Source organism: Vibrio fortis, assembly GCF_024347475.1.
Classification (GTDB): Bacteria; Pseudomonadota; Gammaproteobacteria; order Enterobacterales; family Vibrionaceae; genus Vibrio; species Vibrio fortis.
On record NZ_AP025488.1, the window covers coordinates 346,166 to 359,159 of the forward strand.

Annotated in this window: 10 protein-coding genes; 6 read left to right on the forward strand and 4 right to left on the reverse strand. The window is 43.6% G+C overall.

The window, feature by feature from the left end:
- Positions 1-257: 257 nt before the first annotated feature.
- On the reverse strand, positions 258-2,633 hold the full coding sequence (locus tag OCV50_RS16180; RefSeq protein ID WP_261904902.1) for a response regulator: 2,376 nt from the start codon (positions 2,631-2,633) through the stop codon (positions 258-260).
- Between the two features lie 86 nt (positions 2,634-2,719).
- Here OCV50_RS16180 and OCV50_RS16185 point away from each other — a divergent pair, with 86 nt between their 5' ends.
- Positions 2,720-3,478: a substrate-binding periplasmic protein gene (locus tag OCV50_RS16185; RefSeq protein ID WP_261904903.1), complete on the forward strand. Its 759-nt coding sequence runs from the start codon at positions 2,720-2,722 to the stop codon at positions 3,476-3,478.
- Between the two features lie 75 nt (positions 3,479-3,553).
- On the opposite strand, the gene OCV50_RS16190 is transcribed toward OCV50_RS16185, so the two are convergent.
- A complete protein-coding gene (locus OCV50_RS16190; RefSeq protein ID WP_239839389.1) occupies positions 3,554-4,102 on the reverse strand; it encodes an NADAR family protein in 549 nt (182 codons plus the stop codon).
- 205 nt (positions 4,103-4,307) lie between these two features.
- The gene (locus OCV50_RS16195; RefSeq protein ID WP_032553733.1) at positions 4,308-4,502 is read right to left on the reverse strand and encodes a PA3496 family putative envelope integrity protein; all 195 of its coding nucleotides are present in this window, start codon (positions 4,500-4,502) and stop codon (positions 4,308-4,310) included.
- Between the two features lie 363 nt (positions 4,503-4,865).
- On the opposite strand from OCV50_RS16195, the gene OCV50_RS16200 reads away from it, so the two are divergent.
- The 3 genes from OCV50_RS16200 to OCV50_RS16210 are packed head-to-tail and all read left to right on the forward strand — an operon-like array spanning position 4,866 to position 7,105.
- Positions 4,866-5,690, forward strand: a complete 825-nt coding sequence (locus tag OCV50_RS16200; RefSeq protein ID WP_261904904.1) for an ABC transporter ATP-binding protein — start codon at positions 4,866-4,868, stop codon at positions 5,688-5,690.
- 9 nt (positions 5,691-5,699) lie between these two features.
- The gene (locus OCV50_RS16205) at positions 5,700-6,632 is read left to right on the forward strand and encodes an ATP-binding cassette domain-containing protein (RefSeq protein WP_239839391.1); all 933 of its coding nucleotides are present in this window, start codon (positions 5,700-5,702) and stop codon (positions 6,630-6,632) included.
- Complete coding sequence (locus OCV50_RS16210) at positions 6,629-7,105, forward strand: transcriptional regulator (RefSeq protein ID WP_261904905.1); 477 nt, start codon at positions 6,629-6,631, stop codon at positions 7,103-7,105. Before OCV50_RS16205 ends, OCV50_RS16210 begins: the two co-directional genes overlap by 4 nt.
- A gap of 382 nt (positions 7,106-7,487) precedes the next feature.
- Here OCV50_RS16210 and OCV50_RS16215 read toward each other — a convergent pair whose 3' ends face one another.
- Positions 7,488-9,461, reverse strand: a complete 1,974-nt coding sequence (locus OCV50_RS16215; RefSeq protein ID WP_239839393.1) for a replication initiator protein RctB domain-containing protein — start codon at positions 9,459-9,461, stop codon at positions 7,488-7,490.
- Between the two features lie 1,285 nt (positions 9,462-10,746).
- On the opposite strand from OCV50_RS16215, the gene OCV50_RS16220 reads away from it, so the two are divergent.
- Both OCV50_RS16220 and OCV50_RS16225 read left to right on the forward strand, forming a co-directional pair.
- Positions 10,747-11,964, forward strand: coding sequence for a ParA family protein (locus OCV50_RS16220; protein WP_239839394.1), 1,218 nt, complete (start codon positions 10,747-10,749; stop codon positions 11,962-11,964).
- Positions 11,965-11,969: 5 nt separating this feature from the next.
- Complete coding sequence (locus tag OCV50_RS16225; RefSeq protein WP_261904906.1) at positions 11,970-12,944, forward strand: ParB/RepB/Spo0J family partition protein; 975 nt, start codon at positions 11,970-11,972, stop codon at positions 12,942-12,944.
- Positions 12,945-12,994 lie beyond the last annotated feature (50 nt).

A 12,994-nucleotide genomic window follows, 5' to 3' on the forward strand; every position in this document is an offset into this window, starting at 1 on the left:
ATCAGTCAAAACGACAAGTCACCCCGAAAAATGTAAACAAGATGTTACACCCAAGAGTAAGGGCTCTGAAAGTCAAACCAATCAAGCGATTGAACACTAAAAGCGTGGTTTACAAGACAGGCCAAGTGTGAATGAATTGTTACAACAGGCTGATTGATTAAGTTTGTTGTCAAACGGATTAGAACATAACGCGCACAAAAAAACGGGCCATACAAACAGTCTGTATGGCCCGTTGGTGTGTCTAGATGAGAGAAGAACTAAATGATTTGCTGCTCCACTCCATCTTTGTCTTGTGCTTGCTTTGGCTGACTCAAGAACTTCTCAGCAGCGGCCAACAGCTTATGCTGATTAACAGGCTTGGCGATGAACTCATCCATCCCAGCCTCAAAGCAGAGGTGCTTGTCTCTTTGCACCACGTTAGCGGTTAGGGCAACAATGGGTACATGTCGCTCAGAGCCCTCTTCGATGGCACGAATCAACTTAGTTGCTTCAAAACCATCGAGTACTGGCATCTGGCAATCCATAAAGACAATTTTGTAATCCGCCTTTTGGTACATCTCAACGCCGATCTTACCGTTTTCAGCAATATCTACCTCAAGTCCCAGCTTTTTGATCATCATCTTGGCGACTTGCTGATTCACTCGCGAATCTTCAACCACCAGCGCTTTGCCTTCAAATTGCGGCAGTGGTGCTTGCTCAACTTGAGGTTCTGCTTCAGGTGACGGTTGCTCAGTCGAAACAGACTTGAATGATACTTCACCTCGGTTGGCATAAGTGAAGCCCTTCTCAGAAGCGTGGTTTGAGAGGACACGGTTCACCGTCCACTTTAATTGGTTATCGTGGTAAGGACGCGCAATATACGCCACATAACCCACTTGCTTAGCTCTCTGCTCGTCCTCAAGGTGTGGATCTGCGGATATCATCACAAGGAGTGGGCACTGGTCATTGAATCGTTGCGTTAAGGTCTCCGCTAATTGGAATCCATCAACGGATGGCATTACCTTATCAATCAATATTAAATCGTAAGGGGTATTTTTCTCTAGCGAAGCTGCCACTAAGTTAACGGCCTCTTCAGCACCATCACAACTGACCGACTCGCAACCGAACGCTTTCAGTTGAGCGGAAGTAATGCGCATATTCAGCTGACTGTCGTCCACTAGCAGCACCGAGACCTTGTTCATATCTACTTGGGTTTGTGTCACTTCACTGCACACATCAAAGTCAGCGGAGAAGTAGAACGAGCTGCCCTTACCTTCAATACTGTACAGTTCCAGCTTAGAGTCCATCAATGTGACAATTTTCTCACAGATCGCCAGACCTAGTCCGGTACCGCCATAGTTTCGAGTAGTACTGCCATCAGCTTGTTGGAACTTCTCAAAGATGCTGACCTGCTTATCCTCTGCAATCCCGATCCCGCTGTCTTTCACTTCAAACTTAATTCGAACCTTGTCGCTGTTTGGGGCGCCATTCAATGATGGCTCTAAGAACAGGGAGAGCGTCACATGACCTTGTTCAGTGAATTTAATGGCATTGCCGACTAAATTATTCAGCACCTGACGCAGTTGAGTTCCATCACCTTTGATCACCGCTGGAATACGCGGGTCGGTTATCAATTGGAAGTTCAACGATTTTTGTTCAGCTTTAATACGGAATGTCGACTCTACATCATCAATAATATTGGCAATGCGGAAAGGCTCTGATTGTAAGTCGAGATGCCCAGCCTCAATCTTAGAGTAATCGAGTATGTCGTTGATAAGATCTAAGAGCGTCAATGATGAAGTGTTGAGCATGCGAACATACTCTTTTTGCTCTTTGGGCATATCCATATCCGCCAACAACGATGATAAACCGATGATCCCATTCATTGGCGTGCGTATTTCATGGCTCATATTCGCCAGAAACTCACTCTTGTTTTGGTTAGCGACTTCAGCGGCTTCCTTGGCCTGCTTTAATTCTTCATATTGCTGACGAATACGTTCGATTGACTGGTTATAGCTGTACTCAAGAGTGGTGATTTCATCAGAGTAAGTATGTCCAACCGGTGCTAGTTTTTGCGGGCCGGCTTTCTGATCTTGTTCATCGATTTGAGAAGAGATGGTCATCAAACGTCGAACGACAAGGCGATAAACAACGGTCAGACACACAAGTGACAGCAGGAATACCTTCACTGCCTCAAATACGGCCAGAACCAATACTCGATCAACAAAATCATCCAAAATAAGGTTAAGGTCTGACTGCACTGTCAATGTCGCGAGCGGGTATTCTTTCCCCCCCATCTTGTAAACCATATCCCAAGTTTTGGAATAGGCTCTACCGACAATGGGTTGCCCTAACTCAGTCACAACCTGGTTATCGTCTTCAATAAGAAGATAACTGACCGTAGGTAGCTGAAACACACTGTCTGCTTGTACTTGCAGTTGATCGCGATCCTCAACCCAAAGGCTTGAGGTTAATCCAGGAAGGTGACCCGTTTTTACTTGGTCAATTTGAGTGCTGATGTAAGAAACGCGATCTTGGTACTCAACATATAGGCTGAGCCCTGTCACAATAACAGTGAACAAAGTGCTGATAGCGATAATAATCCCGATGAGTTGTCGAGATAATCCGATATAGCGCTTTCCTTGTTTCACCATAGATAAGTTCCGTTTATTAAGTTTAGTAAATTACTATTACTCAACTAGTATAATAGTAGTCGTCCTACAAATAACCAGGGAAGGTTATGAAAAAATATCTTCTTTCAACTGCAATAGCAGCTTTATTTTCAAGTGGTTACGCGTTTTCGTCCGAACCACTCCATCACTACATCATTGCAAGCCAAGCTCAACCTTTTCAAATAGAAAAAGAAGGCGGTGCGCATGAAGGCATGGTGACAGACATCGTCGAGGCCGTCTTCCAAGACAGCAACTACGACATCAACTATCACACCTACCCATTTAATCGCATGATCTCTAAGCTTGAAGCTCGAGAAAACGACAACTGGGTAACCTATGGCAGCCCAAGCTGGGGAAATATCCAAGCTGAGAACCTCTCAGACATCCCAATTTACAATGTAAAACACGCTCTACTGAGCAGCAGTAAGAAACCATTTGAGTTCAATAGCATCGACGATCTAGAAGGCAAGGCAGTGGTACTGCTGCTGGGGTTTGAATACCCAAACCTTGATCCTTATATTGCCGAAGGCAAACTCAATGAAATTCGAGTGAAAGACTATACTGCCGCTTTCCGTGTACTGAATCGAACTCCTGGAGACACTGTGTTTGTCGAAATGGAGTCACGAATCAAGTACAACCTCAACGATCAAAACCTTGATATCAATGACTACCAGCTACAAAGGTTTGGTTCGGTAATTAATGATTACCCTATTCACCTCGCCTTTGACCCTCAAATGAAGCCTGAACTGCAATCATTTATCAATCAGCGCTTAGTAGAAATGAGAGATAATGGGCAACTTGATGATATTGTTAACAAATATCTTTAATTCACCCACACACCTTTGATCAACCTTTGCAAAAATTAAGCCTCAAGTATCACTTGGGGCTTTTTAGTATCGTGATTAGTATTGCGCCTTGAAGCTTTCTCTTGGACGTGCAAACAACAGTGGCACAGAAAACAAATCTCGCTCACGGTGTGTTTCCATCGGCTTTAAACAGACAGGCTGAGCGTTAAGCTGGCTGCGCACGCTCATCAAGATTCTACCAAGATGATTTTCACCCTTGCCATCTCCCCCATCTCCCCAAAAGCTATCTTTGTGGGAATGCTCTTTAATCACTGAATCACCCGTATTGATAAGAAACAGTGCGAAGCAAGGATTCTGTTTGAATTTCTCAGTCACGATAAAGCGCATAACGTCCACACGAATGTCATACCAATCGTCACGCACTTGTGCATCAAAGTCACGACTCAGTGAAAAAGCTTCTGCGGGCGAGCTTGCTGTGTATATCTGTTGCCTCAGCTTTTCACAGGTAAACTTCATTGCTTGATAATAGTGCTCGCTGGTGGCCCACACCTTGTCTCCCACACGAATTGGGCAAGCCGCAAAATTTGAAAGGTAACCATTTGGATCTTCGGGCTCATAAAACAGAACCTCTTTGTGACTCGCCATTGTCTACTCCTCACCAACAGTGCATCCCAGCGCCTATCTTTTCTTTTAAAACTAGTGCTGCGTAATGGTAGTGTCAAATAGGGGGAGCTTATGATTTATGAGTCTGTGAATGGGGTTCACTAAAGTGGTAGGAATAGAGTGCAGTATAATGGAGCATGAGACAGATAGAGCAGCATTGCGCTGCTCTAAAAGAACTGATCAAAGATCAATGAATCAAGCCTAATTCTCTCGCTTCTTCAAGGCTCAAACCGCTTTCTCTAATTTCTCTAAGAGCCTCAATACGACGGCGAGCTTCAGCCGATTTCATCTGTTTCTCTGGTTTTAGGGATACTTCTTCATCACCATCCCACTTGTTTGCGATATTCGTCATTTCATCATGGTTGATTGAATTAATGGACATGTTTTCCTCCGAAAAGCACCATGTAATGGACAGGTAATCTGTAGCAAATGCCATTTCTGTTGTTAAGAATTTCTGTACCGAAATGTGATGATTCCGACGCTTCATAAAGCTAATTAACAAATGCCTCATTTATACTTTGCCAAGCCGAATTTATGCCATTACATTTAAAAGATTCCCCATAAGAAATGTGGTTTGATCTAACTCTCACTTTCGTGGCCTCCCAGACGACTTGCTCCCCTGAAATTTCCTGCAAACGGATACAAATTAATTACGAGTCACTTCAATATTTCTGAGCTCTTTACTTTCCCTATAAGTACAACATGATATTGATAATAATTATCAATATCATAACGAGCGATAACTATGTCCAGTGAACTAAAAAGCGCGCCACTGATTGAGGTAAAAAACCTCTGTGTCGACTACATCACCGACGATGGTGACTTCAATGCGGTTAAGTCTGTGAGCTTCCATATTGGCAGAGGAGAAATCTTTGGCCTTGCCGGTGAATCAGGGTGTGGCAAAAGCACCATCGCCTTTGCCATTAACCGTCTACACAAGCCGCCTGCCTTTATTTCTGGTGGCGAGATCTTGTTTGATGGACAAGATCTATTGAAACTCTCCGATTCTCAACTCAACACATTACGCTGGAGCGAGATTGCCATGGTGTTCCAAAGTGCCATGAACTCTCTAAATCCAGTATTGACCATCCAAGAGCAGTTCGCCGATGTACTTCGTCATCACAAAGGAATGAACGACGAGCAAGCTAAAGACCGAGCCGAGAAGCTGTTAGATCTGGTCAACATCCCTCGCAATCGTCTTCCTGAGTATCCTCACCAGTTTAGTGGTGGGATGCGACAACGCCTAGTTATTGCCATTGCACTAGCATTGAATCCCAAGCTAATCATCATGGACGAGCCAACAACCGCGCTTGATGTGGTAGTACAGCGGGAGATCTTGCAACAGATACACCAACTAAGAGAAGAGTTCGGTTTCTCTATCCTATTCATCACCCATGACTTGGCGCTAATGAGCCAATTGTGCGATCGCATTGCCATTATGCGCTATGGCCAGATTGTCGAAGTCAACGATGCCCATGAAATCCGTAACAACCCACAGCACGAGTACACCCAAAAACTATGGAGTTCATTCCCAAATATTCACGAACAGTCACACGCGATTGCGAGCTAGGAGATCATGATGCAAAAACCAATTATTCAGGTTAAGAACGTCGTTAAAGAGTTCACGGTCGGTGGTGGACTGGGCAAAGAAGAGATTTTCAGAGCACTACATGGCGTCAGCTTTGACCTCTACGCAGGGAAGACTTTGGCGTTGGTGGGTGAATCAGGTTGTGGTAAAAGCACCTGTGCAAGATTGATGACCAAGGTCTACCCTGCCACCGAAGGTGAGATTTTGTTTAACGGTCAGGACATCTCTACGCTTAAAAGTCGCAAAGAGATTCTAGATTACCGCAGCAAGGTACAAATGGTATTCCAAGACCCATTTGGCTCACTCAATCCGACTCACACCATAGAGCACCATCTAACTCGCCCGCTTAAGATTCATAAACAGGTAGACTCAAAACAAGCGCTTGAGAGCCGCCTCAAGGAGTTATTAGATCTGGTCGAGCTTCCTATCGAAACTTTGGCTAAGTACCCACATGAGCTCAGTGGAGGCCAAAGACAGCGTGTTAATCTAGCAAGAGCACTCGGTGTGGGCGCACAAGTGATTTTGGCTGACGAGCCGACCTCAATGCTCGATGTATCAATTCGTTTGGGCGTATTAAACCTCATGCAAAGAATGAAGAAGGAGCTCGGTATCGGTTTCCTTTACATCACCCACGATCTCGCGACCGCTCACTACATAGCAGAAGAGACCGCGGTCATGTACAAAGGGCAGATCGTCGAATGGGGATCAACTCAATCGATCCTAACCAACCCGCAGCACCCCTACACCAAGCTGCTGATTTCAGCAGTACCGGATCCCGATCTTCCATTTGGCGAACTAGTAAAAAATGAACCAAACTATTCAGTAGATGCCGACCTCGTACGCGAGCGGAGCAGTATTATTCAGCATCAAGTGAATCAAGTTGCTGAAAATCATTTTGTAAAACATTGGGATAGTGTTGCATGAATGAATTAGACGCATGGTTAGAGAGTATCGAAACTTGGTATCGCTCTCGAAAGCATGATCAAGTAAGCAAACTTGAAAGTCTGATCTTAACGCCTCCAGATGCGATCTGGGGGCCGTTGATCAACGACAAGCAGAGTAAGGCGATTGCATGTTGGCTCGATGGTTGTTTACGAGTTTATATCCACTACAAACAATCCACTATCGACCAGTCAGATAAAGCCTTTCAATTCGTGATGTTTGCTTATAGTAAGCTGCAAGCGGTATCGAGTGATGCTGCGGCGGAAACAGAACTGCGCGACTGGTGCACGAAACGTATGCAACATTTATGCGTGCTTGCGCTCGAATTTGCTAACCAGCAACAAGACCCACGTTGGCAAGGCGAGTCGGAAAGATTGATCGAATCCCATGTAAAATTCATGACTCATCATCCGCATAACGGTGATCAAGTGAATCAACCGTCTCACGTTCATTGATCGCGGAAAGATGATCAAGGAAATCACGGCTAATTTTGATCTCACTCTTGATCATGCTTTCGATACTGAGACCAGAACAACGCCCAATAATCACTTTGATGGCACGTTTAGCCACTGATTTTTTAGGCAAAAAAAAGCGAGCTCCAGTGGAACTCGCGAAAAATCTATTCAGTATGATGTAACAAAATATGAGCCAATCTATTAATCATAAGAAAGGACAAAAGGTTGTCTATTCGGGATAAATAATAACCAGTGGCATCATGCTCAATGTCAGTGAATTGTCAGCGTTAGGTGCGTTTACCATCAATATCCAATCAATTTCATGAAACGATTCATCGAGTCACTATTTCGTCAACTTCTAGCCTATTCAGAAGCAATCAACTTAGTGACCGATGGCCATCTCATCTAATGCTTGAAAGACGTTTTCGTCCAAGTGCCCTTCATGAATCTGCTTACACACTTTACGTCTTACAGCCAATCCGGAGATCAAGCGTTCGATCGACAGGTGTTTGTTGGTATCACGATCGTTATACAATTCAATGGTGCGGCTTAACGTTTCGTAAGGAATCACTTCCTCTGCCACTCTCAACCAATCAAGCTTCTCTACAAGCTCTGAGCACTCTTCTTTAATTGAAGCGTGTGAATGTCCTGTCATAGCGGAAAGAGCCGTTATACTACGTTCTAGAGCCTCTGGAGAGGTATATCGAGAAAGAGTAATGGTGATTTCATCAGCATTGATCTCAACAGAGTGCTTTCTCAGCTTAACTCGACGCCCCAACTTGCCGCGCGGTGAAGGCGCTTTTCGCTGAATAGGCTCGAACTCTCCATCGATAATTTCTGACAGCTCTTCTAACTTCTGTTTCGACACCATTTCATTGCGCAGAGGGTTTGGCAATGTTGGCGCCATGTTGCGCTTACCCGCATTAGTGGTACGAGCACGTGAATAGCGAAGAACTTCCTCCACATTGCACTTAATATCAACCTGGTAATCGACCGTTTTATCTTTTTCGATCATTGAGGTGATCGTTAGATGGTAACCCCATAAATTGACTAAGAATGTATCGTCTTGATCGCTGACTTCACCCAATTTCCTTAATTCTCGGATCAAATCCATCGAAAAACGACGCCAATCGATGTTTCTCGCAAGTTTTTGGTTCAGTTCACTCAACAACATGCAATCGGAATGACGACGCGCCATACGGCTTCTGAAGTAAGAGTAGAGCTGGAATACCAAGGTATGCTGCTTCAGAATTTCAGGCGGAAACAGGAAGAAGTAATCGCGAGTAAGCAGTTCTTCGTAAAACGAAGGTTCCCAAACAAGAATGTACAGATTAGGTTTAATGCGAATTTCACCGTCAGCGCCCTCTGTTGGTGCCTCTTCTGACGCTGTGATAGTACGCGCTAGAAAGCGGAATCGGTCACTCTTGAAGCCCTCTGGCATATTCTCGCTCAGCCAGCGACCGGTCAGTTCATGCAATTGAAAATCGGTAAATTCGATACGATCAATACTGTCGCGAATGGAGTCGCGTGCTGGGCCACTGTCTTTCTTACCACGAAGAGAAAGAATATCCGTAATGTACAGTGGCGTTTTGTTAGGTGTTGATTTTGCATCAAGATGATAATCATCTTGGTGGTGATCATGATACTGCACCGTAAGCGTAAACAGTGCAAACAACGTCATAAGATCGTCAACAGTCATGATATTTTTCGATGATCTTGTCTCGATCACAGCTCGTGTTCCTGAGATCGAAACCATCGATTTTTGATAACTTTTGCGAGTGCGTGGTGGCGCTAACGCTTGATCGATAATACCAGCCCAGTTAGTCGGTGAGACGATAAATTGATCCGCCTCGTCCTTCATCGTTGGTGGCGTATTTAAGCCGTGCTCGTTCAGCAAACGCTTATTCACTTTCGTTTGAGCCAATGCTTTAGAACGTTTCTGTTTCTCGCTCTGTTTTACGCTTTCAGTGACTAAGCTAGTTGCACCGAGTACTGAGATTAATTGATTCGGATTAACAAAGCGATGAAGCATGGTTTTTCCGGCTAGACCTTCTTCGAAGCGAACCGGGATCTGTTTGAAGAGGCCAATATTAACGGCTGCTCGTAGTCGTTGTTGAAGTGCGGCACGAGTGACTTGACCATCTGTAGCATCAATGATTTCAGTTGTGGATACATAACCATCTTTACTGCTAAAACCACGCAGGGAGATCAGATTAAGGAGCTCAACAATACTTTTGGTAACGCCCTTAAAGTGTTGATACTGCTCTATCCATTCTACTGCGCTTTCTGATACCTCAAATAAATGACCATCTTTGTGGCTTCTTGCCTTAATCAGTAATTTTTCATCTGGTTTCATTTTTGATCCGTATCACACTAGCCGTAATTTCACTATAGTTCCTGAAGAATAAAGAAAAAATGATCATAAATAAAGAGAATTTATTATCTTTTAAATAACTGATCTTTTTGATTAATCTGATCTTAATTGATTAAGTGATCTAATGATCTGGCGGTTAATCCCCTTGTAAGTTGCTGAATAATAGAAATAAAAAAATATAGCGCTGGAAAGCATGATCATATAACTATCGAAAACATGATCAAAGTAATTCGGAAAGCATGATCAATAAACGCCAGAACGATGATCACTAAGTTATTGTAACTATGATCATTATCGTTCCGAAAGCATGATCATTAGCACTCTACAGCTTATCCACAGAAGGGAATGAGTTCGTCGCCTATGAAACTGAATTGTGAATAGAATTCGTCACACATGATTAGGAACGATGATCATGGAAAGGGGAATTTGCTGTGGTTTTGCTCGTCATTGCCGAATATTTCGCCTTGTTTGAGGTTTAAGGACCTAATCTTCCATTCAAGCCAATCGTTGGCACTGTTGGGGAAGCATGATCACGAAATAAAGTGACATTTGTATTTCAATTATATGTTGATTGAATTTTCAGGCCAAACCTCGAAATTAGGGCTCAAACCCCAGTCTATCTACATTCTTCCGTAATTTAGACTCAGAATTACATGCTTCCGGAGCTATATACACTTGATCATTTTTCCGAAGATGGATCTTATTGAAAAGCACAATGGCTTGATCAAGAGATGGGTTAATATCCCTTGATCATGCTTCGTCGACCGTGGTTTTGTGGAACAATGAAATGATGACTCTCCTTGATCATAGTTCCGTTCTGACAGTGCTATCTGCATCCAATATCGCGCTTGCCACGATTTCTATTTAATTGCTCATGAAGGCTTGATTGAACTGTGACTCCATAGAATTCTGTTCAGAACCTCAGAACCTCAGAACCTCAGAACCTCAGAACCTGTTTTTTCAATAGAAATCACATTCACCGTAATCTGTGCTTGAATTTCAATCGTTCCGAAGAGAATGCACCAAAATTCATTTACATTGTAAATTGGTGACAATGTAACATTTTAAAAGTGGCTAGTTGGGTGACGCATTATCGTGGATATTTGGGGGGATTTTTTGTTCAGCTGTCATCATTACTTAGCACACAAAACAACACAAGCAATCAATTTTATGTGATTTTACTCATAAATGGATGTTCATGTTTTTGTTGGATTTGTCCTTATTTGCTGTACAATTCTTACTAAGTTAACCATAACGGAAATTGGCAATGAAAAGAGAACAAACGATTGATAAGCTCTATCAGCTAGCCGAACAGACTCAACAAGTTCAGGCTGACAGAATTGAGATCATCTTAGAGGAGCGAAGTGATGAGCACTTTCCTCCAATGTCTAAGGCAATGATGGAGACACGCTCAGGTCTAACTCGTCGTAAACTAGACGAAGCGATCACTAAGCTTGAATCGGAAGGCCATCAGTTCACAAAAAATAACGCCAACCATTACTCGATTTCTCTTACCGAAGCACACATGCTAATGGATGCAGCTGGCGTAGCTAAGTTCCACGAACGCAAGAAACACGCAGACAATAAACCTTGGATTATTAACGTTCAGAACCAGAAGGGTGGAACGGGTAAATCAATGACAGCGGTACATTTGGCTGCTTGTCTCTCTCTTAACTTGGATAAGCGTTACCGTATCTGTTTGATTGACCTTGATCCACAAGGCTCTTTGCGTCTGTTTTTGAACCCACAAATCAGTGGTACAGAGCATGACAGCATCTATTCGGCTGTTGATATCATGTTGGATAATGTGCCAGAAGGCCAAGAAGTGGATTCGGCGTTCTTACATAAAAATGTTCTACTTCCAACGCAGTACCCGAACTTGAAAACGGTGTCTGCGTTCCCTGAAGATGCAATGTTCAACGCGGAAGCATGGCAGAGTCTGTCTCAAGACCAATCTCTAGATATTGTTCGTCTATTGAAAGAGAAGCTGATTGATAAAATTGCTGATGATTTTGACGTGATCATGATTGATACCGGTCCACACGTTGACCCGCTAGTATGGAATGCAATGTACGCGTCTAACGCACTATTGATTCCATGTGCTGCTAAGCGTCTTGACTGGGCATCAACCGTTAACTTCTTCCAGCACCTACCGACGGTTTACGAAATGTTCCCGGACGATTGGAAAGGCCTTGAATTCATTCGCTTGATGCCAACCATGTTTGAAGATGACAACAAGAAACAGGTTTCTGTATTAACAGAAATGAACTACCTGTTGAATGATCAAGTTATGATGGCAACAATTCCTCGTAGCCGCGCATTTGAAACGTGTGCCGATACTTACAGCACAGTTTTTGATTTAACGACAAGTGATTTTGAAGGCGGTAAAAAGACACTGGCTGTCGCTCAAGATGCCGTTCAAAAGAGTGCTCTCGAATTAGAGCGTGTATTACACAGCAACTGGCCTTCACTTAATCAGGGATAATCAACATGGCAATTAAAACATCTGACTTAAATGCAAAGCTATTTGGTAAAGCGAATAAGCGCCGAGTAGCGACTCCTCAAGAAGCTCAAACGGCAGCAAAAGAGCAGGCTCAAGTGATTGAACTGGCTGTTGCTGGTGAACAAATGGTGTCTTTTGAGCTTGTTCGTATTCCTGCTGATAAAGTGGCAACGCAGACCGTGGTCTTTGAAGAGAATGCTCGTGAGCAATCTTTTCTTAACGAACATGCACTTTCTGACGTTTTAACCACACTCAAAGAGCGTGGACAACAATACCCAGCCGTTGGTCGCAAGAACAAAGATGGCAAGATTGAGGTTCTAGACGGTAGCCGTCGTCGTATGTCTTGTATTCTTGCGGACAAAGAGTTCCTTATCTATGTTGCTGAGAACATTAACGGCGAACACGCAAAGTTCCTTTCTGACGTTGCGAATGCGCACAAGCCTCTTTCTCTATATGAGAAAGGTAAAGAGATGCAAGCTAAGCTAGACAAAGGCGAAGCTGAAGATCAAAAAGCACTGGCGAAAATGTTCCAGTGTAGTGAAGCGTTAGTGAGTGGTGCATTAAAAGCGGCGTCGCTTCCATTGGAGTTGTTACAAGCTTACCCAAATGTGAGTGACTTGGGTCGTCCAACTATCGTAAAACTTCACAAACAGTTTGGCGCTTTGAATGAAGAGCAGCAACAAAGCTTACTAACTAAATGTGATGCTACTGATGGTTTTGTTTGGCAGCGTAGCGATGCACAAGGTGTTACTCGTTTGACAAAAGATGTGACTGAAACGCTAGAGAACTGGATTTCTGAACTAGCGCCAGCACCAGCGAAAAAGGCCACACCAAAAGTTGAACTGGTTAAAGGTCGCGCTTCTTATAGCCGTAAAGGTGCCAACCTAGCATTGAACCTTAAAAAAGTGGATGATGCGACGATGGAAGAGATCCTCGCTTTTGTTCAATCTAAGCTTAACTAAGCTCTTAGTAAATCAATTAAAAGCCGCTTGATGCGGCTTTTTCTTTACCT

Coding starts and splice junctions, on each gene's coding strand:
- OCV50_RS16215 (WP_239839393.1), bottom strand. CDS start 9,461: ATGAAACCAGATGAAAAATTACTGATTAAGGCAAGAAGCCACAAAGAT.
- OCV50_RS16180 (WP_261904902.1), bottom strand. CDS start 2,633: ATGGTGAAACAAGGAAAGCGCTATATCGGATTATCTCGACAACTCATC.
- OCV50_RS16190 (WP_239839389.1), bottom strand. CDS start 4,102: ATGGCGAGTCACAAAGAGGTTCTGTTTTATGAGCCCGAAGATCCAAAT.
- OCV50_RS16225 (WP_261904906.1), top strand. CDS start 11,970: ATGGCAATTAAAACATCTGACTTAAATGCAAAGCTATTTGGTAAAGCG.
- OCV50_RS16220 (WP_239839394.1), top strand. CDS start 10,747: ATGAAAAGAGAACAAACGATTGATAAGCTCTATCAGCTAGCCGAACAG.
- OCV50_RS16185 (WP_261904903.1), top strand. CDS start 2,720: ATGAAAAAATATCTTCTTTCAACTGCAATAGCAGCTTTATTTTCAAGT.
- OCV50_RS16210 (WP_261904905.1), top strand. CDS start 6,629: ATGAATGAATTAGACGCATGGTTAGAGAGTATCGAAACTTGGTATCGC.
- OCV50_RS16200 (WP_261904904.1), top strand. CDS start 4,866: ATGTCCAGTGAACTAAAAAGCGCGCCACTGATTGAGGTAAAAAACCTC.
- OCV50_RS16205 (WP_239839391.1), top strand. CDS start 5,700: ATGCAAAAACCAATTATTCAGGTTAAGAACGTCGTTAAAGAGTTCACG.
- OCV50_RS16195 (WP_032553733.1), bottom strand. CDS start 4,502: ATGTCCATTAATTCAATCAACCATGATGAAATGACGAATATCGCAAAC.